Origin of the sequence: Rhodococcus sp. NPDC060086 (assembly GCF_042730275.1) — a bacterium.
Taxonomy (GTDB): domain Bacteria; phylum Actinomycetota; class Actinomycetes; order Mycobacteriales; family Mycobacteriaceae; genus Rhodococcus.
This window is the reverse complement of record NZ_JBHWWZ010000007.1, coordinates 53,920-77,896: the sequence shown is the minus strand read 5'-3', so window position 1 is coordinate 77,896 and position 23,977 is coordinate 53,920. Positions and strand designations below refer to the sequence as shown.

At 64.9% G+C, this 23,977-nt stretch carries 21 protein-coding genes; 10 read left to right on the top strand and 11 right to left on the bottom strand.

The window, feature by feature from the left end:
* Positions 1-13 precede the first annotated feature (13 nt).
* Positions 14-1,198 (bottom strand): DNA polymerase III subunit beta, encoded by a 1,185-nt coding sequence (gene dnaN / locus ACFWB0_RS06680; protein WP_378489656.1) that lies wholly within the window; start codon positions 1,196-1,198, stop codon positions 14-16.
* Between the two features lie 545 nt (positions 1,199-1,743).
* Positions 1,744-3,393 carry a chromosomal replication initiator protein DnaA gene (gene dnaA / locus ACFWB0_RS06675; protein WP_378489655.1) on the bottom strand — a complete coding sequence of 550 codons (1,650 nt, stop codon included), beginning with the start codon at positions 3,391-3,393 and terminating at the stop codon, positions 1,744-1,746.
* 516 nt (positions 3,394-3,909) lie between these two features.
* On the opposite strand from dnaA, the gene rpmH reads away from it, so the two are divergent.
* The 9 genes from rpmH (at position 3,910) to ACFWB0_RS06630 (ending at position 10,904) form a co-directional block, all read left to right on the top strand.
* Positions 3,910-4,053: a 50S ribosomal protein L34 gene (gene rpmH / locus ACFWB0_RS06670; protein WP_054809984.1), complete on the top strand. Its 144-nt coding sequence runs from the start codon at positions 3,910-3,912 to the stop codon at positions 4,051-4,053.
* Positions 4,054-4,074: 21 nt separating this feature from the next.
* Entirely contained in the window at positions 4,075-4,452 is a 378-nt protein-coding gene (gene rnpA / locus ACFWB0_RS06665) for a ribonuclease P protein component (protein WP_378489654.1), read from the top strand.
* Positions 4,449-4,739, top strand: a complete 291-nt coding sequence (gene yidD, locus ACFWB0_RS06660; protein ID WP_378489653.1) for a membrane protein insertion efficiency factor YidD — start codon at positions 4,449-4,451, stop codon at positions 4,737-4,739. Before rnpA ends, yidD begins: the two co-directional genes overlap by 4 nt.
* Positions 4,740-4,810: 71 nt before the next feature.
* The gene (gene yidC / locus ACFWB0_RS06655) at positions 4,811-5,947 is read left to right on the top strand and encodes a membrane protein insertase YidC (protein WP_378489652.1); all 1,137 of its coding nucleotides are present in this window, start codon (positions 4,811-4,813) and stop codon (positions 5,945-5,947) included.
* A 23-nt stretch (positions 5,948-5,970) separates the two neighbouring features.
* Complete coding sequence (locus ACFWB0_RS06650) at positions 5,971-6,513, top strand: protein jag (protein WP_378489651.1); 543 nt, start codon at positions 5,971-5,973, stop codon at positions 6,511-6,513.
* A gap of 109 nt (positions 6,514-6,622) precedes the next feature.
* A complete protein-coding gene (gene rsmG / locus ACFWB0_RS06645; RefSeq protein WP_378489650.1) occupies positions 6,623-7,303 on the top strand; it encodes a 16S rRNA (guanine(527)-N(7))-methyltransferase RsmG in 681 nt (226 codons plus the stop codon).
* Between the two features lie 660 nt (positions 7,304-7,963).
* On the top strand, positions 7,964-8,938 hold the full coding sequence (locus ACFWB0_RS06640) for a ParA family protein (protein WP_378489649.1): 975 nt from the start codon (positions 7,964-7,966) through the stop codon (positions 8,936-8,938).
* Positions 8,935-10,155, top strand: coding sequence for a ParB/RepB/Spo0J family partition protein (locus tag ACFWB0_RS06635; RefSeq protein WP_378489648.1), 1,221 nt, complete (start codon positions 8,935-8,937; stop codon positions 10,153-10,155). The genes ACFWB0_RS06640 and ACFWB0_RS06635 overlap by 4 nt, the downstream gene beginning before the upstream one ends.
* 56 nt (positions 10,156-10,211) lie before the next feature.
* Positions 10,212-10,904 carry a GNAT family N-acetyltransferase gene (locus ACFWB0_RS06630; RefSeq protein ID WP_378489647.1) on the top strand — a complete coding sequence of 231 codons (693 nt, stop codon included), beginning with the start codon at positions 10,212-10,214 and terminating at the stop codon, positions 10,902-10,904.
* Between the two features lie 88 nt (positions 10,905-10,992).
* Here ACFWB0_RS06630 and ACFWB0_RS06625 read toward each other — a convergent pair whose 3' ends face one another.
* From ACFWB0_RS06625 to ACFWB0_RS06610, 4 genes are all read right to left on the bottom strand, one after another.
* Entirely contained in the window at positions 10,993-12,171 is a 1,179-nt protein-coding gene (locus ACFWB0_RS06625) for an N-acetylmuramoyl-L-alanine amidase (protein ID WP_378489646.1), read from the bottom strand.
* A 122-nt stretch (positions 12,172-12,293) separates the two neighbouring features.
* Positions 12,294-12,617 carry a thioredoxin gene (gene trxA, locus ACFWB0_RS06620; protein ID WP_378489645.1) on the bottom strand — a complete coding sequence of 108 codons (324 nt, stop codon included), beginning with the start codon at positions 12,615-12,617 and terminating at the stop codon, positions 12,294-12,296.
* A gap of 81 nt (positions 12,618-12,698) precedes the next feature.
* On the bottom strand, positions 12,699-13,664 hold the full coding sequence (trxB, locus tag ACFWB0_RS06615; RefSeq protein WP_378489644.1) for a thioredoxin-disulfide reductase: 966 nt from the start codon (positions 13,662-13,664) through the stop codon (positions 12,699-12,701).
* A gap of 198 nt (positions 13,665-13,862) precedes the next feature.
* A complete protein-coding gene (locus ACFWB0_RS06610; RefSeq protein WP_378489643.1) occupies positions 13,863-15,062 on the bottom strand; it encodes an NADH:flavin oxidoreductase in 1,200 nt (399 codons plus the stop codon).
* 100 nt (positions 15,063-15,162) lie between these two features.
* Here ACFWB0_RS06610 and ACFWB0_RS06605 point away from each other — a divergent pair, with 100 nt between their 5' ends.
* Positions 15,163-15,720: a helix-turn-helix domain-containing protein gene (locus ACFWB0_RS06605; protein WP_378489642.1), complete on the top strand. Its 558-nt coding sequence runs from the start codon at positions 15,163-15,165 to the stop codon at positions 15,718-15,720.
* A gap of 3 nt (positions 15,721-15,723) precedes the next feature.
* On the opposite strand, the gene ACFWB0_RS06600 is transcribed toward ACFWB0_RS06605, so the two are convergent.
* From ACFWB0_RS06600 to ACFWB0_RS06580, 5 genes are read right to left on the bottom strand one after another with little or no spacing between them, the layout of a single operon-like run.
* Complete coding sequence (locus ACFWB0_RS06600) at positions 15,724-16,428, bottom strand: hypothetical protein (protein ID WP_378489641.1); 705 nt, start codon at positions 16,426-16,428, stop codon at positions 15,724-15,726.
* 54 nt (positions 16,429-16,482) lie between these two features.
* Positions 16,483-17,082 (bottom strand): RNA polymerase sigma factor SigM, encoded by a 600-nt coding sequence (gene sigM, locus ACFWB0_RS06595; protein ID WP_378489640.1) that lies wholly within the window; start codon positions 17,080-17,082, stop codon positions 16,483-16,485.
* Positions 17,083-17,133: 51 nt separating this feature from the next.
* Positions 17,134-20,967 (bottom strand): murein biosynthesis integral membrane protein MurJ, encoded by a 3,834-nt coding sequence (gene murJ, locus ACFWB0_RS06590; protein WP_378489639.1) that lies wholly within the window; start codon positions 20,965-20,967, stop codon positions 17,134-17,136.
* Positions 20,964-23,345, bottom strand: a complete 2,382-nt coding sequence (locus ACFWB0_RS06585; RefSeq protein ID WP_378489638.1) for a glycoprotein — start codon at positions 23,343-23,345, stop codon at positions 20,964-20,966. The genes murJ and ACFWB0_RS06585 overlap by 4 nt, the downstream gene beginning before the upstream one ends.
* Positions 23,342-23,965: an NUDIX hydrolase gene (locus ACFWB0_RS06580; RefSeq protein ID WP_378489637.1), complete on the bottom strand. Its 624-nt coding sequence runs from the start codon at positions 23,963-23,965 to the stop codon at positions 23,342-23,344. The genes ACFWB0_RS06585 and ACFWB0_RS06580 overlap by 4 nt, the downstream gene beginning before the upstream one ends.
* Positions 23,966-23,977 lie beyond the last annotated feature (12 nt).

Sequence of the window (23,977 nt, the reverse complement as noted above, 5' to 3'; positions counted from 1 at the left end):
TTCTGCCCGCCGGTCAGCCCGGCAGGCGAACCGGCATCAAAAGATAGGTGTAGTCGCTGTCGGGGGCAGCGAACGTGCCCGACTCGTCGGGCACCGGCTCCTCATCGGTGGCAGGCCGCAGCACGGCCGGACGGCTCGACGTGGTGAACCCGAAGGACACCTTGTCGGTGTGCAGCGACGTCAGACCATCGAGCAGGTATCCGGGGTTGAACGCGATGACCATCGGTTCGCCGTGGAACTCGGCCGGATGTGATTCCTCGGCGCGTCCCGCGTCGTCGCCGCCGGCCGAAAGCAGCACACTGCCCTCGCTGAACTCGAGTCGGACCTGGGCTCCACGCTCGGCCACGAGAGCGACACGCTTGATCGCCTCGACGAGAGGTGCGATCTCGACGGTGGCCATCGCGGTGTGCTCGTTGGGGAGCAGCTGACGGAACTTGGGGAATTCTGCATCGAGGAGACGTGTGGTGGTGCGTCGGCCGTCCGCGACTATGCCGAGCAGACCGTCGGCGCCGACGGATGAGCCGCTGCCGAGAGCCAGCTGAACCACCGGACTCGACGCTCCACCAACAGTTTTCGCAGCCTCGGAAAGGGTTTTCGCAGGAACCAGCACAGCCGAGCTGATGCTCTCACCGGTGGGCATCCACTCGAGCTTGCGCACCGCGAGCCGGAAACGGTCGGTGGCCGCAAGCACCATGTCGGTGCCCTCGATCTCGACGCGGATCCCGGTGAGCATCGGAAGCGTGTCGTCTTTGCCTGCAGCGACCGCGACCTGGCCGATAGCCTCGGCGAAGAGGTCGCCGGCCAGCGCACCGGTCTGCTGCGGAAGTTCGGGAAGCTGAGGGTAGTCCTCGACGGGCATCGTCGGCAGCGAGAACTTCGCGCTACCGCAGGTGATGAGCACACGGGTGCCGTCGAGGACCACGTCCACGGGCTTGTTCGGGAGTGACCGGGTGATGTCGGCGAGCAGCTTGCCCGACACGAGCACCTTGCCCGGAGTGATGACCTCTGCGGGGACGTGCACCTGCGCCGAGACCTCGTAGTCGAAGCCCGAGACGGTCAGGCCTTGCTCCTCGGCACCGAGGAGCACTCCACCGAGCACCGGAACCGGTGGGCGCGACGGGAGGCTTCGTGCCACCCATGCGACAGAGTCGGCGAAGTCCTCGCGAGCAACACGAAACTTCATGCTTCCAAGCTCCATCGCCCGGGGGATCCTCTCTCGATCGTGGTCATCGACAAGTCTTACGAGTCTGACACACGGCCCCGACTCCACTTCTCGGCGTCGGGGATGCGGCTCCACGGTAGGCGCTCAGGCTTCGCTTGGAAAGCCGGAGACCGTTGCGGGCGCGCGACTCTCGAGGGCCTGTGGACTCGAGGAATCCACACACCTGTTTTGAAAGAGTATTTCTGAGAAGAACTCACAGAAGTAGTAATAGGTCCTGTGGAATCTGTGGACGAACGACGGTCTACGCTGGTGGGGCGACCTTCTCGAGGGGGTTCAACTCGAGGATGAACTCGAGGAATTCTCGAGGATGAATGTGGACGCCTCGAGACTGTTCTACTTCTGTCCACCGTTCGTCCACAAAGATCCCACGTTCTGCACACCCTTGTCCACAAGTGTGAGTGTGTCTGCTTTCTCGAGATCCGGGACGAAATCGGTGGGTTACCCACAGGCTGTGGACAGAAAAAATCGGGAGCGTCGTGTCGACGCTCCCGATTCCCGAGTGCTCTTGCGATGTGTCTCCGCTAGCGCTTCGAGCGCTGTTTGATGCGGGCCGTGAGTTCCTGCACCTGATCGTAGATCTTGCGTCGCTCGGCCATTTCCTTGCGAATCTTCTTGTCCGCGTACATCACTGTGGTGTGATCGCGTCCGAAGGTCTGGCCGATCTTCGGCAGCGACAGATCGGTCAGCTCACGGCACAGATACATGGCGATCTGCCTGGACTGGGCCAACGGCCGTGCCTTACCCGGTCCGCACAGGTCGTCGATCGAGATACCGAAGTATTCGGCGCACACCGCCATGATCGTCGCGGCGTTGATCTCGAGTGCCGACGAATCGGGCATCAGATCCCGTAGCACCACTTCGGCGAGGGTCAGATCGAGTGGCTGCCTGTTGAGAGAGGCGAACGCCGTGACCCGGATGAGCGCGCCCTCGAGTTCGCGGATGTTGCGTTCGATCCGGCTGGCGATGAGCTCGAGCACATCGTGAGGCACGTCGAGCCCGTCCATCCGTGCCTTCTTGCTGAGGATGGCGATACGCGTCTCGAGTTCGGGCGGTTGGACGTCGGTGATCAGGCCCCACTCGAATCGGGTCCGCAGCCGTTCCTCGAGCGTGGCCAGCTGCTTGGGCGGGCGGTCCGAGGAGACGACGATCTGCTTGTTCGCATTGTGGAGAGTGTTGAACGTATGGAAGAACTCCTCCTGGATGCCTTCCTTACCTTCGATGAACTGGATGTCGTCGACGAGGAGGATGTCCGTCTCGCGGTAACGACGCTTGAACGCGACCTTGCGGTCGTCGCGCAGGCTGTTGATGAAGTCGTTCGTGAACTCTTCCGTCGAGACGTACTTCACCCGCAGCCCGGGGAAGAGCCGCTGTGCATAGTGCCCCGCAGCGTGCAGAAGATGCGTCTTGCCGAGGCCGGACGCCCCCCAGATGAACAGGGGGTTGTAGGCGCGGGCCGGAGCTTCCGCGATCGCCACGGCGGCGGCATGCGCGAAGCGGTTCGACGCACCGATGACGAAGGTGTCGAACGTGTACTTCGCGTTCAGACTGCTGCTGCCGATGGCCGGCGTTTCGGGCGGCGGCGGCTGTGTGAAGTACGACGGCCAGGACTCACGCACCGCGGTCAGAGCCTCGTGATCGTCGTCGACCTCGTCGACGTCCCCGTGATCGGATTCGAGCGGCTCGTGGTCGTATCCCGGTCCGAAACGGCGATGGTAGGGAGCTCTGCCGTCGCCGGCGGACATCGCATCGCGGGGTGCCCGTCGATCCCGAGGTTCGGTGTCGCGACGTGCGGTTTCCCGGATTCTGGCCTCACGTGAGGGGAGATCGTTCGGGATACCCTCGAGAGGCAACGTGTCGCGGGGTTCGGCGTAGGGATCCTCGGCGGGGTCGTCGACCCGTTCGCGGGGTTCGACGCGGACTCCGAGTCCTTCGACACCCTGACCGAGATTGCGGTTCAGCACGCGCAGGATGGGTTCGCGCAGATCGCGCTCGATCGATTGCTGTGCCAGCGTGGACGGCACCGAGAGCAGGGCGAAGCCCTGGGCCAAGGTGATGGGTTTGACGAGGTTGAGCCATGCTTTCTGGCTCTTCGACAACTCGCCGTTGTCCAGGGTGAGCTCGGAAACGACGTCCGCCCACACATCGGCAAGCGCGTTAGGCTCGTCGTTCACGAAGCTTCCTCCCACTGAGTCGACCGGATTTCCACATGATTATCCACAGGTGTGGACAACCAGGGAAAACAGCCCGGTCGGGCTGGGGATGAATCGACCGAATCATTCACTTGCGGGGGCACGCGGCGGCGTGAGCCGTCGGCGCGAACACCGGGTGCAGTGGCTGGAGGAACTGTAGTGGCTGGAGGAACTGCAGCGGCCTGCCGTGAATACTGTGGCACACGATGGAAGGGCGACACCGATCCCCCTCGACGTCATGGTCGGCAGCCTACCGCAGGTGACCTCGGCCACGTGGCGTCTCGAGGAGGAGTCTGTGAATTTCGGGTCGGCGTGTCGGGTTGTGCGATCAGCATCGCCGCGGTTTGATTTCGCGCCCGGACCCGAGTAGCCTCGAACAGTCACTCGTACTGCAGTGGCTGGTCCATGCTGTGTCACAACGCGTGGGCTATGCGAAATTCCGTACACGTTGGACCTATGGCGCCTCACTGGTGCCGCAATTATCGAGGAGTGTTGACCGTGGCCAAGGGCAAGCGGACGTTCCAGCCGAACAACCGACGCCGCGCGCGTGTTCACGGCTTCCGTCTCCGGATGCGGACCCGTGCGGGCCGCGCAATCGTGACAGCGCGTCGCCAAAAGGGCCGCGCTTCCCTCACCGCCTGATCCCGTTACCGGGAGCTCGGGGTGTTACCTGAGCCGTATCGATTGCGGCGCCGTTCGGATTTCTCCGACGCTGTGCGCCGTGGTCGTCGTCAAGGGCGCCGAGATCTGGTTGTCCACGCTCTACAGCGGGAACAACCGGATTTCGTGGTGAATGGTGTCGACGGTCCGCGTTTCGGGCTCGTCGTGAGTAAGGCTGTCGGGCCGGCGGTGATTCGACATCGAGTCGCACGCCGGCTTCGTCATATCTGTGTCGAGCTCGTCGAGTCGATTCCTGAAGGCACCGATGTGGTGTTGCGTGCGCTGCCCGGAGCGGCCACTGCTGAATCCCGGGATCTCGAGCGGCAGGTCCGCTCGGGATTGCTGCGACTCGGAGTCCTCGACAGCGAGGAGCGGTTGTGAATTCGCCCGGGTGGAGTACTGCGCTGCGATCTGTTCGTACTGCGCCTGCTCGGGCATTGATCTTCTGCATCGAGCTCTATCGCGTCTATGTGTCGCCCACTCGGATGCCGACCTGTCGATTCTTTCCCACCTGCAGCGAATACGCGGTCGACGCGCTTCGGATGCGGGGTGTCGTCGTCGGTTCTGTACTGACGGCTGTGAGACTGCTCAAGTGTGGGCCCTGGCACTCTGGCGGATGGGATCCGGTACCGGAGCGCCGGCGCCGACCATCCCCAGCGGGAACCTGAGCAGCGCCTGAAGACCTGAGACCGACGCCGTTGCGTGGCGATCATGGACGACCAGAGGAGTACCCAGAGCCGTGCTCGACTTCATCTACTATCCCGTGTCTTGGATCCTGTGGGTCTGGCACAAAGCCTTCTCGTTCGTGTTGGCACCCGACAGTGGGCTGACATGGGCGCTCTCCGTGGTGTTCCTCGTCTTCACACTGCGCGTCATCCTGTACAAGCCGTTCGTGAAGCAGGTTCGCACGACACGCCAGATGCAGGAACTGCAGCCGCAGATCAAGGCCTTGCAGAAGAAGTATTCGAACGACCGACAGCGCCAAGCGCTCGAGATGCAGAAGCTGCAGAAGGAACACGGTTTCAACCCGCTGATGGGTTGTCTTCCGATGTTGCTGCAGGTTCCGGTGTTCATCGGTCTGTTCCACGTGCTTCGCTCGTTCAACCGCACCGGTACCGGGTTCGGTCAGCTCGGTCTGACCCCGGAAGAGAACGCGCAGCTCGGGAACTACGCCTTCAGCCCGGACGACGTCCAATCCTTCCTCAGCGCTCGTCTGTTCAATGCGCCGATCTCGTCGTGGATCACTCAGCCGATGGAATCGCTTCAGGCGTTCACCGTCGATGGAGGTTCTCTACCGACGCGCTGGGAGATCGGGGCTGTTGCGGTCCCGCTGATGGTGATCGCGGGTATTGCCACGCACTTCAACTCGCGCGCCTCGGTGGCCCGTCAGAGCCCGCAGGCCGCGGCCGCACCACAGGCCGCGATCATGAACAAGCTCGCCCTGTATGTGTTCCCGCTCGGTGTGATGGTCGGTGGCCCGTTCCTGCCCATCGCGATCCTTCTCTACTGGGTGAGCAACAACGTCTGGACCTACGGCCAGCAGCACCTCGTCTTCCGCCGGATCGACCGTGAAGAAGAAGAGAAGCGTCAGGCGGCGCTCGCTCGTCGGAACGAGAACGCGCCCAAGCCGGGTGCACGCCCGAACAAGAAGAAGAAGGGCGGCGCTGCAGCCGCAGTAGCGGCAGGTGCAGCAACGACATCCGACGATTCCGCGGATGACGAGGCCAAGGATTCCGACGCGGTGTCCGACACCACGGCGCAAGCCGGCGAAGTGTCGCTGAAGAAGACCGATCCCCAGAGCGGCGGGAAGGGTACCGGTGCGAGCACACCGAAGCCCGGTAACCGTCCCAAGAACTCCAAGCGCAAGCGGCGCTGACCGAAGTAGAAGAGAGCTGAAATATGGCCAGTGACCTGGACAAGGCGCAAGAGGATCTCGAGGTGGCCACCGAGCCGCGGGATGCCGACCTCGACGCCGATGACGACGATGATCTGATCGAAGAGGGCGAGATCGCCGGCGACTATCTCGAACAGCTGCTCGACGTACTCGACTTCGACGGTGACATCGACCTGGACGTCGAGGGCGACCGTGCTGTGGTGAGCATCGACGGCGGCAAAGACCTGTCCAAGCTCGTGGGGCGGAGCGGTGAGGTTCTCGACGCGCTCCAGGAACTCACGCGACTGGCGGTGCAGCAGGCCACCGGCGAGCGCAGCAAGTTGATGCTCGATGTTGCCGGTTGGCGCGCCGGTAAGCGTTCCGAACTGAGTGCTCTCGGTGCGTCGGCGGCGAAGCGGGTCCTCGAGTCGGGCGAGCGCGAGGAGCTCACCCCCATGACGCCGTTCGAGCGCAAGATTGTGCACGACGCTGTTGCGCAGATCGACGGAGTGTCCAGCGAGAGCGAAGGCGCCGAACCGAACCGGCGAGTCGTGATCATCCGCGACTGATCAACAGTTGATTCGAAGAGGAGCCCGGCCGGCCCGGGCTCCTCTTTTTCATCGGTAGGCACCACGAGTTGGGCCAACCGTTTGTTGCACTACCCGTGTACGGGAGAGGATGTTTCACGTGGAACACGACGAGTCCGATTTTCTCGCAATCGCTCACCGCATCTTCACCGACCGCTTCGACCTTGCGCAGCGCTACTACGAGTCGTTGTCGACGGACGGCGTCGAACGCGGACTCATCGGGCCGAGGGAGATCCCGCGGTTGTGGGAGCGGCACATCCTCAACTGTGGAGTGGTCGGTGAATTGATCGAGCAGGACGAGACGGTGGTGGATGTCGGTAGCGGTGCCGGCCTTCCCGGCATTCCGCTTGCGATCGCCCGACCCGATCTTCGGGTGACGCTTGTCGAGCCGTTGCTGCGGCGTTCTGTGTATCTCGCGGAGTTCGTCGAGACACACGGACTCGAGAACGTGCTCGTGGTGCGCGGCCGCGCAGAGCAGCCGGGGGTGATCAAGGAAGCGGGAGGCGCCGACGTGGTGACGTCGCGGGCGGTGGCTCCGCTCGCCAAACTCGCCAAGTGGTCGTTACCGCTCATTCATGAGGGCGGCCGGATGCTTGCACTCAAAGGGAGTTCTGCGGCCGAAGAAATCGAGCGCGACCGCGACGAGCTCGCAAGGCTCGGCGCCGGCAACATCGAGGTACTCGAGTGCGGTGCGGGCCTTCTCGAGGTTCCCACGCTCGTGGTGAAAGCCGAACGTATTGCTCGGCCTCAGCGGCGCCGGAAAAATCGATGAGCTGTTTCACGTGAAACGTCGGAGTGAATCCCCTCCCCTCCTCGTGGAGCGGAGGGGATTTCCGGTTCTCGAGTCCGCAGGAATCGGAGATGTCGAACGACGTGTTTCTCGAGTCCGGTTGTGAAGGAAAGTGCGTTGCAAGAGGACAATGGGACACCCGAGGTAGTTTCGTCACTGTGACGGTTGATCTCGCTGTGGACTGCTCGACTTTGCACATTTCTCTGAAGTTGTTGCTATTCAGCATATTCGGTGAATCTCCTCCTCAATCATGTTTTGCTGGAGTGGGTTTCGAGGTTTCCTTTGAAGAATCCCGGATCATCCGGCCGGTTCCGGGTCCCCCGGGTTACGGGGGTCAATGTTTCACGTGAAACAAAGCACCTCTCGACGTCGTTTCACGTGAAACATTCAGGCCGCGTTTCACGTGAAACATGACCCAATGCGGTGTCGACGTCGTCGCTGAGGATTCTTTTGACATACTTGTGCCCGAGTGAAGAAGTGGATGCGCGACACGTGCCGGGGATGCACGTTCACGCATCCCAGCTCGAGCATCACCCCTTCGTGAGTCCGCGTCTTCGTCCGCGACCGTCGCGCATAGCGCGTGCCGGACGTGCGGAGGATGTAGCGTGCGAACCGAGCGGATCTACGTTTAAGGAGCGTTCTATGTCGGGTGGATCTGAATCCGCTGTTTCACGTGAAACCGAGGCCGCACACGAAGACGACTTCTTCCCGGTCCCCATCGACAGCTTCACGTCGATGGACACTCCGATCGGCGCCGCGGCCCATCGCGCCAGTCAGGTTCTGCACCCCAGTGAGGCTCACGCCCTCCCCAAGCCGCGCGAACGTCGCGTCTTCACCATCGCGAATCAGAAGGGTGGAGTCGGTAAGACGACATCCGCCGTCAACCTTGCTGCCGCGCTCGCGGTCCAAGGACTCACCGTCCTCGTCATCGACCTGGATCCTCAGGGGAACGCCAGTACGGCATTGGGAGTTCCGCACCACTCCGGCGTCGCGTCGAGTTACGAGATCCTTCTGGGTGAGGTGGCCGCTGCCGAGGCGGTGCAGCAGAGCCCCCACAGTGAACGACTCTTCTGCATCCCGGCGACGATCGATCTTGCAGGCGCCGAGATCGAACTCGTCTCGATGGTGGCCCGCGAGAACCGGCTGCGAAATGCGATCACCAAGGAAGCCCTCGGCGACCGCGACTACGACTACATCATCATCGACTGCCCGCCGTCGCTCGGACTGCTCACGGTGAACGCCCTCGTTGCGGCGAAGGAAGTTCTCATTCCCATCCAGTGTGAGTACTACGCGCTCGAGGGTGTCGGTCAGCTCCTCCGCAACATCGAACTCGTGCAGTCGCATCTCAATCCCGACCTGCATGTGTCGACCGTCCTTCTGACCATGTACGACGGCCGGACCAAACTCGCGGACCAGGTTGCGGCCGAAGTGCGTCGGCACTTCGGCAACGCCGTCCTCCGATCCGTGATTCCTCGCAGCGTGAAGGTCTCCGAAGCTCCCGGATACGGGACGACGGTTCTCGATTACGATCCAGGTTCGCGCGGTGCGATGAGTTATCTCGACGCAGGGCGTGAATTGGCGGCACGCGGGCTTCAGGACACACAGGGGAACCAATGAGTGCGACACGTAAGGGTGGACTCGGGCGCGGTTTGGCGGCATTGATCCCGACGGGCCCACCCGTCGAGATACCCGACGATCCTGCATCCGAGACAGGCGCTGCAGGCACGACGGGTGTCGCAGTGAAAGCGGATTCTGCAGGGTCGGTGACACCCGACTCCGAGAAGAAGCCGCCAGTCGCCAAATCGACGCTCACGCGGCGTCCCGGCGGCACCTCCGGCCTGGCGAGCTCCCCGGCAGGCCTCGGGACAGCCGCCGCCGACGTCATCATCGGCGACGGGAAGCCGGCTGCGGACGCAGAGTCGAACGGCCTCGATTCGACGCCCGCGGGCTCGGACGGGAGTGGGTCGGAGAAGCAGACGGGAGGCGAGCCCCTCCCCTCCCCCGCCGGGGCGGTGTACCTCGAGATACCGATCGACCGCATCGAGCGGAATCCGAAGCAGCCGCGGCAGGTCTTCGACGAAGAAGCGCTTGGCGAGCTCGTGCACTCGATCCGCGAATTCGGACTCATGCAGCCGATCGTCGTGCGCCGGATCGAGGGCGACCGGTTCCAGCTCATCATGGGCGAGCGGCGTTTGCGCGCGTCGCAGCAGGCAGAACTCGAAACCATCTCGGCGATCGTCCGAGACACAGAGGACCACGCGCTCCTCCGCGACGCGCTCCTCGAGAACATTCACCGCGTGCAGCTCAATCCACTCGAAGAGGCCGCCGCGTATCAGCAGCTGCTCGAAGAGTTCGAAGTCACCCACGAGGAACTCGCCGCACGCATCGGCCGCTCTCGTCCGGTGGTCACGAACATGATCCGGCTACTCAAGCTCCCCATCGCCGTCCAGCGTCGTGTCGCGGCCGGTGTGCTCTCGGCCGGACATGCTCGCGCGCTCCTCTCCCTCGACGGCGGAGCGGACACCCAAGAGGTGCTTGCCGCCCGGATCGTGGCGGAAGGGATGTCGGTTCGTGCCACCGAGGAAGCTGTGGTCCTCGCGAATCGTTCCGGCACTCCGGACGTGGCGGCTCCTGTGCGGCGGAAACCGATCCAGATGCCGGGACTGCAGGACGTCGCCGAACGGTTGTCGTCGTCATTCGACACTCGCGTCACCGTCAGCCTCGGTAAGAGGAAGGGGAAGATCGTGGTCGAGTTCGGGTCGGTCGACGATCTCGAACGCATCGTGACCCTGATGGAATCGCAGAAATTGGGCACCCAGCAGAACCCTTCTTGACTCCCCTGCTGGAGCAGGACGACTGTCTAGACCAGAGGTGGAGGCGAAGGAATCTCGTGTCGACACGAGTCACGCCGCTCTCGTTGAGTGGTATCGATCAGTTGCCGCGGCACTCCCGGCGGTGTGTGTTCTGGGAGATGGACCCCGGCACTGTCGATGATGCCCGTGGATTCTCGGACCCCGAATTCGAGAAGGAAGCGTGGCTGTCGACGGTGATGCTGCAGTGGGGGTCGTGTGCGCAGATCGCGACCGTCGACGAGAAGGTTGCCGCGTGCGCGTTCTACGCCCCGCCCAACATGGTTCCTCGCGCGCAGTTGTTTCCCACATCCCCGGTCAGTGCCGACGCAATCCTCCTGACGACCATGCGGATCGAAACGCACGCCGAAGGGTTCGATACGGGTGCCGACCTCATTCGTGCCGTCGTGGACGATCTCGTGCGCCGGAACGTGCGTGCGCTCGAAGCGTTCGGGATCCGAGTGGATCCCGAGCTGGATGCGGTCGGTGACGGTCCCTGCGCGACGGCAGCGAACGCATGCTCCCCTCGTGAGTGCATGATCTCCGCTGACTTCCTCGAGGACATGGGGTTCGACGTGGTCGCGCCGCACCACCGGTTCCCGCGACTGCGGCTCGAGCTCGACCGCGACCACGGCTGGAAAGAAGAGGTCGAGGCTGCGTTGGATCGCCTGATCGAGGCTGCGTCGATCACGGTCGAGGATCTCGCCGGCCGGACAACGGTGGGGGCGCAGTAGCGGACTCCCGCACCAGGACGAAAGAACGGGCTCCCTCGGTGAGGGGGCCCGTTCTTGTCGGAGTGTGGATTCGGCTACGGGGTGTGATTCAGCGCGTCTCGGTGATCGACAGCTCTTCGGCGAGCAGCTCGGCGAAGGTGTACGTGCCGGTCGGTTGGTCGTCCTGACCGAGCAGGTACAGGCGCTTGACGGCGATCAGTACAGCCTCGGCGATCGTGTCGCGGTGACGGGGGTCGGCGAGCACCATGGCGTCCTGCGCGTTGGTGAGGTAACCGAGATCGATCTGGATCGTCGGCATGTTCGTCATCCGCAGTAGATCCCAGGTCCGTCCGTGGCTGCGACAGTCCTGGAGAGGTGTGCGCGCGACGATCTCGCGCTGGATGTACCCGGTGAGTACCTGTCCGATCATCGATTCGGAGCCGTGTGAATTGCCGTAGTGGAAGCTGGCGATACCGCTTGCCGAGAGGTTCGAACTCGCATCACAGCGCAGCGAGATCATCAGGTCGGCGCCGAACGCGTTGGAGGTACCGGCGCGCTCGATGTCGGTGGGGTTCGCGTGGTACGGCCGTGACAGGAAGGTTTCCATGCCGGTGGCAGCCATGCGCCCTTCGAGCCGGCGGGCGAGATCCCACAGGATGTCGGCCTCGGAGATGGTGCCGTGCGGACTGCGGAGGATGATGCCGTGGTGATTGCCACCGAGGCCCGGATCGATCACGATCCGCTTACCGCTGAGCTGCGGACCGGACCGCCGGACGATCTCTTCCTCACTGATGGCGTGCGGCGACCCGCCGGAGACCCGGGTCCCGAGGAGTTCGAGTGCCCGCAGGGTCTCGGGCCCGCAGATTCCGTCGGGTGCGAGACCGATCTCCTTCTGGAAGGAGCTGAGCCCGGCGTGGGTTCGGGGGCCGAAGTATCCGTCGACCCGATCCACGTAGAACCCGAGATCCTGCAGACGGGTCTGGAGAGCCGCCACATCGTCGCCGTACAGGGGCGCGGACAACTGATAGATCAAGGTGCGGGCGCCGAGGCGGTACGACGCTTCCTTGAGCGACCGGTACGTCGCCGGGCCGACTGTGCCGTCGACGAGCAGACCACGTTGTTGCTGGAAGGCACGCACGGCGCCATCGAGCTCGTGATCGAAGGCGACATCGGAGCCGACCCATTCGTCGGTGGTCTCTGATCCTCCGTGGAGAAACCCTAATCCGGCCAGAGTGTTCCGGATCTCTGCGACAGCAGGACCGTGGTCGCCGTGACGAAGAGGGCGCATGTGTCGGGGGCCTTTCCGTGCTGACCGGAGTGCCCAGCACGCGCGGGGCAGCATCGAACGGAATTGTCTCAGATGCACCCGAGGACGATGTTCACGGGCGCACGGTCGATCCTGGGACGTTACTACAGGACTTCGTCGAGCTCCCGGAGCAACGCCGCTTTACCCTTCGCGCCGACGATCGTTTTCACCGGCTTGCCACCGGAGAACAGGATCATGGTGGGAATGGACATCACCTGGTAGTCGCGAGCCGACGACGGGTTGGCGTCGATATCGAGCTTGGCGATGGTCAGCTTCTCGCCGTGCTCGCCCGCGATCTCCTCGAGAACCGGGGCAACCATCTTGCAGGGACCGCACCACGTCGCCCAGAAATCGACGAGTACGGGCTTGTCGGCCTGCAGTACGTCTTCGACGAACGACGAGTCGGTGATGTTGACGGTGTTTGCCATTCTGGTTCTCCTGGTGGCTGGTGGAGTGGTGATGGATCAGGTGACGAATATCAGACGGTGCCGAAGATCAGACGGCGCCGATCACGCTTGGGCAGCGACCGGCTCGAACGCCTCGCGATTGGCGACGAGCCAGCGTTCGGCGTCGATGGAAGCGGAGCAGCCGGTACCCGCGGCGGTGATCGCCTGACGGTAGGTGTGGTCGACGAGGTCGCCGGCAGCGAAGACGCCGGGCGCGGACGTAGCGGTGCTCGGCGAGGAGACCCGCACGTAGCCCTCGTCGTCGAGATCGACCTGACCGGCGACGAGTGAGCTCCGCGGATCGTGGCCGACGGCGACGAACAGACCGGTCACCGGGAGATCGCTGCGTTCGCCCGTCACGGTGTTCTCGATGACGAGGTTGGTGACGCTGTTCTCACCCTGGACCTCGGCGACCGCGGCATTGGTGAGGAAGCGAATCTTCTCGTTCGCGCGTGCACGTTCGAGCATGATCTTGGACGCGCGGAACTCTTCGCGGCGGTGGATGAGCGTGACGCTGCGTGCGAAGCGGGTGAGGAAGGTGGCCTCTTCCATAGCGGAGTCACCGCCACCGACGACAGCGATGTCCTGATCGCGGAAGAAGAAGCCGTCGCACGTTGCACATGCCGAGACACCGCGGCCGAGGAGCTTCTCCTCCCCCGGCACACCGAGGTAACGCGGCTCGGCACCCATCGCGAGGATGACAGCGCGTGCGCTGTAGGTCTCGCCGTTCGCGACCACGGTCTTGACCGGACCCGTCAGGTCCATTTCCTCGACATCCTCGGTGCGGATGTCGGCACCGAATCGCAGAGCCTGCTCACGCATCTGGTCCATCAGTTCGGGGCCCATGATGCCTTCGCGGAAGCCGGGGAAGTTCTCGACGTCGGTGGTGGTCATGAGTTCGCCACCGAACTGGGTTCCTTCGAACACGAGCGGGGAGAGTTCGGCTCGAGCCGCGTAGATCGACGCGGTGTATCCGGCCGGTCCCGAGCCGACGATGATGAGGTCGTGGATCGTGGGCGAAGTCGTCATGCGAGCCTTCCGAGGTCGAGTGCGGGGGTGGGGACGCAGTGCGCGGCCACAGTCGTCCGTGCAGGTGAGGCCACGGCCGAGCTTGAAAGTATCAACACCAGGGTAAACGGTGTTGTTCCCTGCTCGCCGTGCCTCACGCCACAGTCGGCGCGGACGACCCCGGACAGACTCCGGAAGTGCTCGATCGGACGATGGACGTCAGATGGTTGTCGGGATGTCCCGCAGTGTTTCGCGGATGACGCAGCGGGTGCCGGTGTAGATGGTCGGCATGCACTTGTTGCAGTGGATGCACAGTCCCTCGCTGGCGGTGGAATCACGGAATTTGTTGACGACATCCGGGTCGCGCAGTAGTGCCCGCCCCATCGCGACGAACTCGAACCCTTCGTCGAGCGCGTTTTCCATGGTGTCGAGCCGGTTGATGCCGCCGAGCAGGATCAGGGGCAGAGACAGTTCCGAACGGAATTGCCGTGCCATCGGCAGGAAGAACGCTTCCTCGAACGGAAGTTTCGGAAAGATCTTCGGCCCGTAGAGCTTCAGCCCCCACCCGACGACCTTGGCCTGCGATGCCACGAACTCTTTCATCGGGACGTCGCCGCGGAAGAAATACATGCCGTTCAGGAGGGAGCTGCCGCCCGTGAGTTGCATCGCGTCGATGTGGCCGTCGGCCTCGATGAGTTGTGCCATCGGCAGCGACTCGTCGAGCCACAGTCCTTGGGGTACTCCGTCGGTCATGTTGAACTTCGCGATCACGGCGATCTTGTCCCCCACCGCGCGTCGTACCGCCTCGAGCACCCGCCGGGGATATGCGGTCCGGTTGGCGATGCTGCCGCCGTAGTGGTCCTTGCGCTTGTTGAGGTTCGGGCTCATGAAAGAGCTCAGGAGATAGTTGTGACCGAGATGGACCTCCACAGCGTCGAACCCGGCATCGACCGCATGACGGGCTGCTGACGCGTAGGAGTCGACGATGTCGTCGAGTTGCTCGAGGGAGGCGCCGCGGACGAGACCCATTGCCGGTGCGCTGATGCGTGTGGACGGTGCGATGGTGCTCATGCCGTTCGAGATCTGGTTGGCGACGAGCCCGGCATGACCGATCTGCGCGGATGCGAGCGCCCCCTCGGCGTGTACGGCATCGGTGAGTCGTCGTAGGCCGGGGACGGAAGCACTGTTGAGGACGAGCGTGTCGCGGTGGACGCGACCCCTCTCGGAGACCGAACAGTAGGCGACGGTGGTCAACGCTGTTCCGCCGCGCGCGACCTCGGCGTGGAACTCGATGAGCTGATCGCTGACCGCTCCGCGAGGCATGACGCCTTCGAACGTGGCGGCCTTGATGATTCGGTTGCGGAGGGTGAGCGGTCCGAGCCGGGCAGGCTCGAAGACGGTGGGTCGCGGCGAAGTCATGCCCCTACTTTCGATGCCAGTGGTACCGTAATTATGATCCGACTATAGCGCGCGTGACATCGCCGACGCCATGATCCGTCCCAAGAGAAATGCAGACTGTATGTCAGACGTTGCTCCCGGGCGTCCCCGCGACCCCCGCATCGATGCCGAAGTGCTCGACGTTGCCCGTGAGATGCTCGTCGAGGTCGGATGGGACGGTTTGAGCATGCGTGCGCTCGCCGCGCGCGCGGGTGTCGGCCGAGCGACCTTGACGCGACGTTGGCCCACCAAAGCGCACCTGGTTCTCCACGCATTACTCGGCTCCGCACCCGATCTCGAACCGCACAGCGGAATCGACCGCCGCGGCTGGATCGAATGGGTCGTCACCGGCAGCGTCGAACTCTTCGCACGACCTGAGGTGCGTGCTGCCCTGCCCGGCCTGCTCGCGGCGTTGCGCGACCACGAGGACCTCCGGAACACGCTGTGGCGCACGTTCAGTGGTCCCAGCACGGCCCTGTTCGCCGGCGAGACCGATCACGACTCCGAAATCGATGCACGCGCAGTCCTGGTCATGGCTGCCGGATCGGCACTCTTCGCGGGTCTTATCGCGGCAGAGGACGACACCCCGGAGTTGCGAGCGCGGATCCTCGAGTTGCTGCTTCCCGTCGCCCAGGAATGATCGTCACCCCAGAACCTTCACCTGGATCGTCGCCGGATCGTCCGCCCCACACCGAGTGCCCACCACCAGCGCCGTGATCTGCGGTGTCTGCGGGCCTCCGAGCAGGATTGCGACGGCATCGGAGTCGCCGACCCGGATCTCGCGCGACCCGAGAATCGGGCTCACCGGAGAAAATCCGTTCGCGGACAAGCATTCTCGAAGCCGTTCGCCTTCGGCCAGCGGTCCGAGACCGACGTCGCCGACGATGGCACGCAGCGACGCCGGGGTGAGTGCGTTCTCGCCCGAAGGAGAATTGCCCTGCGACGGTGAGGTACCGGATGCGAGTGGAGGCACGGTTGTGTCGTCGGCGGCGCCGATTCCGCGGAAGACGAGAGCGAACACGACCGCGAGCGCTGCCGCGGCACCGATACCCGCCACCGCGAGCATCCGAGGATCGCGGCGTGGCTTTCCCCTCTGTTCGAGACCCCGCAGTGTCGAGTCGAGACGCGCGGCGACATCGGGCGGTATCGGCTCGGCTGCGGGTACCTCACCCCACGTGCGTAGTCGTGCCTGTACGGCGTCGAGCCGGTCGATCACAGCCATCGCGTCACGGTCCTGCCGCACGAGCGGCCACAGCCGCTCGGCGAGCTCGTCGTCCACTACTCCCGCGTGGAGATCAGCGAGTAGATCGTCGGAGTACGGCGGACGTGGAATTTCGTCCTCGTTCATGCGCAGCTCTCCTCGGCGACTCGGGTGCCCTCACCAGAGTAGGACGTACGCGGTTCACGATCGGTTCCCTCTGAATCGAAGGTCGTCGAGAACGGAGGCAAGTTTCTTCCGCCCGCGTGCGCATCGGCTCTTGATCGTGCCCTCGGGAACACCGAGTCTGCGAGCGGCTTCCTTCACCGAATAACCCTCGACATCGACAGTCACCACGGCCGCGCGTTGATCGGGAGGGAGCGTGAACAACGCGGTCTCGATGTCGAGGGTGATCTCGAGATCGGATATCCGATCGTGTTCGTCGCGGACCTGTTCGACGTCATCCGGATAACGGGTAGCGATCGGACGTACTCGGTTGCGGCGGATGCGGTCCAGGCACGCGTTGACGACGATGGAGTGCAGCCAGCTGCGCACTGCTGCATCTTCCCGATACGTGGCGGCCATCCGGTGAGCCGAAAGCATCGCGTCCTGCAGGGCGTCGGCGGCGTCCTCGTGCGAATAACTCGTGCGTTTGGCGACGTGCCACAGCTGGTCGCGGTGCCGCGACACCAACGTCTCGAACGCGTACCGGTCCCCGGCGACATGCGCTGACAACAATTCTGCATCCGACATCTCTCCGACGTCGGGTACAGCGATTTTTTCGATCCCCCCGAAAATTCGCACGCGCGGATGGTATCCGATTTGCCGGATGAATCCGCGTTGTGCGCGTGGATCCTAATTCACAGCGGTGAACGTGACCTCGGAAATCGCACTCTTGTGGCTGCCACCGCTCGTGCTCAGATCCGTGATCCACAGCAGCACATGCGATGTGCCCCCGTCGGCCTCGACCGGAATCTCGGTCTCTCCCGAACCCAATGTGGCCGAACCGATTACCTGGGTCTGATCCAGAGACGACTGAGCCGACGGTGCGCTGCGCACCTCGAGCACGGTGCCGGGTGAGTCTGTCGTGACGGTCACCGACGACAACGTCGACGTGTCGGCGAGCGAGATCAGCAGACCCACGCCGTTCTTCAACGACGGGAACGGGTCGAAGTAGGCGTCGGTGCTCCACTTCGTGCTCGGATCGCCGTCGATGGCCTGCGACGCGGTCGCCGGAGAATCGGGGGTGCCCTGCGGCGAGAAGACGGCGACCGACGTCGCGGCGACGGGGCCGGCGGCCACCGGTGCCGCCGAGGGCGCGGTCTCGCCGCCGCCGTTGCCCGGTGTCGCGGGGGCCTCGGCCGTCGGGGTGAGACCGAATTCCTGGCTGGTCAACGGCGCATTGTCGGTATCGCCTGCGAGCAGGTTGGTGATCCACCAGCCGATCAACGCGAGGATGATCACGGTGATGACGCCGAGGCCGACGAGCGCCATGAGCATCCGCTCGGAATGCTTCTTCTTTTCCGCGAGTGCTTCCTGATCGGCGAGGGCGTGGTTCTCGACTGCGGCCGGTCGCTGTCCGAGCCGCAGCGCGGGAATCATGTCGGTCTTCTGATCGACCACCGATGCCTGGTCGAGGATGTGCTGCACCGTGGCGGCCGTTCGAATGCCACCGTCGGTGGACAACGCACGCACCGCGACCGCGGAGATCTCGAACGGAACGTCCGGACGGATGGTGCGAGGTTCCACGGGAACACCGTCGTGACTGCGCTGGGCTATCGGCATTCCACCGACCGTGCCGCCACTGCGCGCCGGAGCTATCCGGGCGGCACCCGGGATACCGGGTTCGTCGAGCGGCCAACTCCCGGTGATCAACCCGTACAAGGTTGCGCCCAGGCCGTGGACGTCGGAGATCGCGTCGGCGTCCGAGAACGTGGCCGGGAATGCGAGCACCGCGTCGCCCGCGACACTGATGCGAACCCGGTCGGGGTGGTCGATCGACAATGCGCTGCCACCACGGTGCGTGGCCTCGGCTGCCGAGGCGAGCGCCCGCACGGCACGGGCCGCGCCGATCGGAGAGGGATCGGTGGTCGACATCTCTTTCAGCGACCGGCCCGGTGTCCACTCCGCGACTACGATGCCGCCCGAGCTGCCGCGCACGACGTCGAGCACACGCGCGAGACCCGGTGAGTTTATGCGTCCGAGACGCAGCGTTCGCGACAGCACGGCCTGAGGTGAGTCGGGTCCGGTGGCATCGGCGGCGCTTTGGTCGGCGTCGACGAAGGTCAGAGCCACCTCACGATCGAGCTTGACGTCGAGTGCCTGCCAGAATCGCAGCCCTCGCGCGCCGCCGTGAGGCGCGAGCAGCCGGTAGCGGCCTCCCGCCACCGACGCCCCCGCGATGAGGTCGGGTCCGCGCATAGCGCGCCGAGGTGCGCTGCCCGACACGCGGACGGGCGGCAACTGCGGCGAACCGATCGGGATGACGCCCGTGTCGGTGTGGGTATCGCGCGGCGGTGCGGCGTCCGGGTTCCGGGCACTGGGATTCCGTGCCCCGGACGCGGAAATACGGTTCGCTGAATCGAGCGTGGACTTGCCGGCAGCGTGGTCGTCGCTCACCCTCACTCCTTCGTTGTCGACTCGTCCACCTTCTGTACGGAGACGGGGATCGCCGGGAGCCGCGAAGTATCGCGGTCCTCGCCGCCCGGGTCGAATCTCTTGCCCAGAGTACGGGAGTTGCGACCGTCCATCGACGGGACGGGGCAAGTCCCGAATCGCGGGAATGACCTCTGTGATCGCGTCGTACGGTCCGACTCCGTACTCCCCGTAGTCGATACGCGGGAGCACAACGGTGCGTTCCACGTCGGTTTCGGGGTAGTCGTAGCGCCGCGGAGCGGGGAGCGGTCCGGTCGGCGGTGGCGTCCTCGGGTCGGCGCCGACGCCGGCAACCCCCGATGTGTCGTCCGGTGCGCCGCCGCGCAGCGCACCCACCTTGCGCCTGATCATCGCCTCGATCGAGAGGATTTCGGGAACCTTCAGCAACCACATTCCGATGAGGGCGACCAGGATCATGAGCACCCCGGTGATACCGACCCGCACGAAGGAGCCGAGACCGCCGAAGCGCTCGCTCAAAGCGTCGAGTTGAAGCAATCTGTCGGCGAGCAATACCACCGCGGCGCCGGCCGCAGACGCGAAAAGCACATGCCAGATCGTCCGTCCGACATTCGCCATATGCAGGTCGCCGAGCGTGCGATGCAGCAGGAATCCGCCGATGAACGCGCCCACCGTGAACGCCACACCTGTCGCGACACCGAGCAGGACGACGACCTGACCGCCGTTGCTCGCGATGACGGGCGCCAACGCCGACAATCCGATCTTGACCGCGGTGATGCCCAGAATGATCCACGTGGGTGTCCACGCCTGTTCTCGCGCGTAGAACACGCGGAGGTGGATCAACACGAGCGAATACGGGATGAGGGTGAACGCGGACCAGCTCACCGCACGGCCGAGCAGTTCGGCGTTGCCACTGCCGAAGTTTCCGTAGCCGTACAGGGCGGCGCCGATCTGCGGACCGGCGATCGTGAGGAAGGTGACGATGGGAATCAGCGAGATCATCGTCAGGCGGGTCGCGACGGAGAGGTCGTCGACTACGGCGGGCGTGTCGCCGTCGGCGGCGTTGCGGCTCAGGCGCGGCATGATCGCGGTGAGTACGGTGACGCCGAGCACGCCGTACGGCAGCTGCAGGAGCAGCCACGCATTGTTGTAGATGGCCGGACCGGCCTCGTCGGCCCCCGACGACACCCGGGTCGCGAAGACCATGCCGGCCTGGCTGATCAACACGTACATGATGATCGCGGCGGCCATGCCGCCGAACTGGCGGAGCCGGTCGTCGAGCCCCCACAGCGGTGTGAGGTTGACGCCTTCCCGGCGCAGAGCAGGGATCAGGCACAGAGCCTGGGTGACCACACCGAGGAGCACGCCGATCCCGAGGACCAGCAGTTTCGGGTCGCTCATCTGCACCGGGTCGAGAGTGATCTCGCCGGGCATCAGGTAGTACAGGACGAGCACGCACAGCACGACGACGTTGTTGAGCACCGGCGCCCACGCACCGGGTTTGAACACCTGCCGGGTGTTGAGAATGCCCGTGAACAATCCCGACATGCCGTAGAAGACGATGGCAGGCAGCAACAGATACGACAGGGCCGTCGTCAGTGACGTCGAGACCTCACCCGAATCGTCGAGGAAGACGTGTGTGGTGAGGAGCGGGGCCGCTGCGACGGCGAGCACCGTCGCAGTGCCGAGGAGCACCAGCGCGGCGGTGAACAACCGCCGGATGAAGGCCTCACCGCCGTCGGGGTCCTCCCGTTCGGCGCGGACGAGCACCGGCACCACGATCGAGGTGAGCACGGCACCGAGCACGAGCTCGGAGATCATGTTCGGGATCTGGTGAGCGACCGTGAACGAGCTCGCAACCCCCGCACCGAGCAGAGTCAGGATGAGCAGTTGCTTGAGGAAGCCCGTGATGCGGCTGATCAGGGTGGCGATCGCGATCGACCCGGTCGCTGCGAGCAGACTCTGGGGCTTACGGGGCCGAGCCGACCCGGTGATGTCCGGGGACGTCGTCGGTCCCTGCGGAGCGCTGTGACCGGTGGTTGCCCCGGTGCCGCTGCGGGTGGGGTTCCCGGTCATGTCTCTCCATACCCTTCATCGGCCGGATCCGGCTCCCCCCGGAATCGGTGCAGAAGTCTCCGCCCCGCCAGGAACAACAGGAGTGCTCCCGCACAGCCCGTGACGATGGCGAGCACCTGACCGTACGCATTGGAACGTACCGTGACCTGCGTGGGGCTGCCGAGTGACAGACCGGATTCGGTCGTGAGCGCGAACTCGACCTCGATCTTTCTCGAGTCGCTGATCTCGGCGGGCACCGTGAGTGTGCGGCTGCCCCGCGGGGGAAGCTGGGTAGGACCGATGTCGGTGATGTCCATTGCGTTGGGTACGTCCACATGCAGCCGGACGGTGATGCCCACGGGCAGATCGTTGCGGGCCACGAGCAGAAGTGGACTCTGCTCCGAGGTGAGGGTGAAGACACCGCCGGGAGCAAGGACCGTGACCGAGTCGAACATGCGATCAACTGCCTCGCGGGCTTCCGTCGACCGCCGTTCGGCATCGACAGCAGCTGCGTCCGGATCCGGCCCGCGGCGCCCGGCCAGCGTCATCGAGCGCAGCATGTCGTTCCGCAGCGGCGCGGTGAATGCACTCGGGGTCAGCTGGGCCTGCGGATCTTCGACGAAGGCCTCCTCGAGCCCGTCGAGACGAGGCATCTGCGCCGAGGCCTCGTGTACCACCGATGCGGGCGCACCGTCGGTGATCGCCTGCTCCGGATACGTCAGGAGCGACGCCACCGGGTCGGTCGCGGTCGCGGCGGCCGCGGCGATCATCGCCTCGAACGGCCGTGCCGTCGCGAGTCCCGATCTCATCAGCGTCGACACCATCGACAGGGCCTGCGCAGCATCGTCGGCAGACGCCGACCAGACCTGCGGCGGCGCGAGCACCACCGAATTCGGTCCGGCCGGTGGTGTGGTCACCGACGACGCACTCAGTGCGGGCCAGGCGATGGCGCCGAGTGCGTCCTGGAGTCGCGCCGTCGTCGAATCGTCGGTGAGGGTGTACCGCGACGAATCTGGTACGTACGAGGGAGTCTGCGGTTCGTCGCCCATCGCAGCGAGCGCGGCACCCGCGGCGCTGTCGAACAGACCCGCCGTCAATCCGTCGACACCGCTGATGCGGACCCCCGCCGCGCCGGGATCGGCGTTCTGCACGGCCTCGTCGGCGAGCAGTGCGGTCACCGGCCCGTTCGCCGCGATCACCGCGGCTGCCTTCTCGGTGAGCACACCGGAATCGGGCCAGACCACCGAGCCCACCGAGGAGATGCCGAGAATGGAATCGATGATCCGGGCGGGCGAGCCGAGTGCGGATTCGATCAATGAGGCGTTGCCGGTCTCGGCGAGCGCCGTCAGGTCGACCTGGGCGTACGGCACGGCGGTCGTGCACATCTGCGCGGACAGGGCCCGTAGACGTTCGAGCCACGCGATCGCCGCGTCGGTGCCCGTGCCGGGCCGTGCGTCGCCGACCGGGTCGGAGGGATCGGCCACCACCAGGTAGTCGCGGGTCATGTTCGCGACCGTGGCCAGCAGATCCGGGTCGATCGCGAGGCACATCGCACCCGCGACCTGATCCTTGTTCGCCACGGCATCCTCCGCGACACGCAGCAGACCGTCGAGGCGACCACCTTCGGCGAGGGAGGACGCAAGATCGTCGTCGACGAGGCGGACGGGGTCGGTCACGGATCCGGGCACTCCTGCCGCCACCCGGGGGCGGTCGGCGAGCGGCCACAGCAGCGTCGTCGCGACGGGACTCGACAGGTCGGCAGGCACCGCCGGAAAATCCTTCTCCCCGGCTCCGAGGGACGTTTCCCCGAGCGAGGTGGGCCCACTCGTGTCGGTGTCGGCGTCGACCTCGTCGGCGGCGGGTACGCCGAGGACGGGAAGCAGGAACCGGGCGTCGTCGAGGCGCGCCTGACCGCCGTACTCGGGGGCACCGTTGACGTTGACGAGCAACGGGTACACACCCGGAGCGGTGATGTTCAGGGACGGGGTGAGGTCGGAGCGCAGCGGGAGTTCGAGAGTGAATTCCTCCGTCCCCCCCTGTTCGAGACGGTCGGAGACCACCTCGAATTCCCCGACGGTGTCGTATCCGGCCTGATCCAGCGTCAATGCACTGCGTAGGGTCGCGGAATCTGTGACGGCCTGCGCCCGCTGCAGACGCACCCACACATCTTCGACATCGCGATCACCGATATTGGTGACGGTGCCGGTCACCGACACGACCGGGCCACTGGCAAGCGACACCGTCGACGGCGTGACCTCGTCGATGTCCAGTCGGAGGAACTGCGGTTCGTCGGTAGTCTGCGCGGTCGCGGAGTCGGGAATCGGCCCACCCAGAGCCACGAGGACCAGCGCAAACACAGCGAGGACCACGGCGCCGGTCCGAGAGAACACCACCGTCATCCGAGCGCGGCCCCCGGCTCGTCGGTGTCCTTCAGCTGGTCGGTGTCCTTCAGCCAGGAGGGGTCGATGTCGGCGATGAGTTGGTCGGCGATGTCGGCGAGTTTGCGTTCGTCCGCGTACGCGAGCCGCGTCCGCAACTCGGTCAGTGGCACCCAGGCCACCTCGGTGACCTCGATGTCGGCGTCGGAGAGTTCACCGCCGAGGTATCGGAGGAGATAGTGATGGACGGTCTTGTGGACGCGGCGCCCTTCCGTCACGAACCAGTAGTCGATACTGCCGAGCTCGGCGAGGACCTTGCTGCGCACACCGGTCTCTTCGTGGACTTCTCGCATCGCGGTCTGCTCTGCCGTCTCGCCCTTCTCGATGTGGCCCTTCGGCAGTGACCACAACAGGCGGCCGCGGCGGTCGGTGCGACCGATCAGCGCGGCGCACAGCTTGTCGGTGGGGCCGCCGAGGCCGTCGACGACGAGACCGCCTGCCGACGTCTCCCGCACAGTCCGCATCCGCGTGTGCGGCGTCGAAGCCGACGAGGCCGCGCCTCCACGCACGGGTGATTTGCCGCCCGAACCACGCCGCCGCGGATTGCGGCGGTTGCGGTTGGCACGTTCTGCGGGCGACACCTGATCGATAGT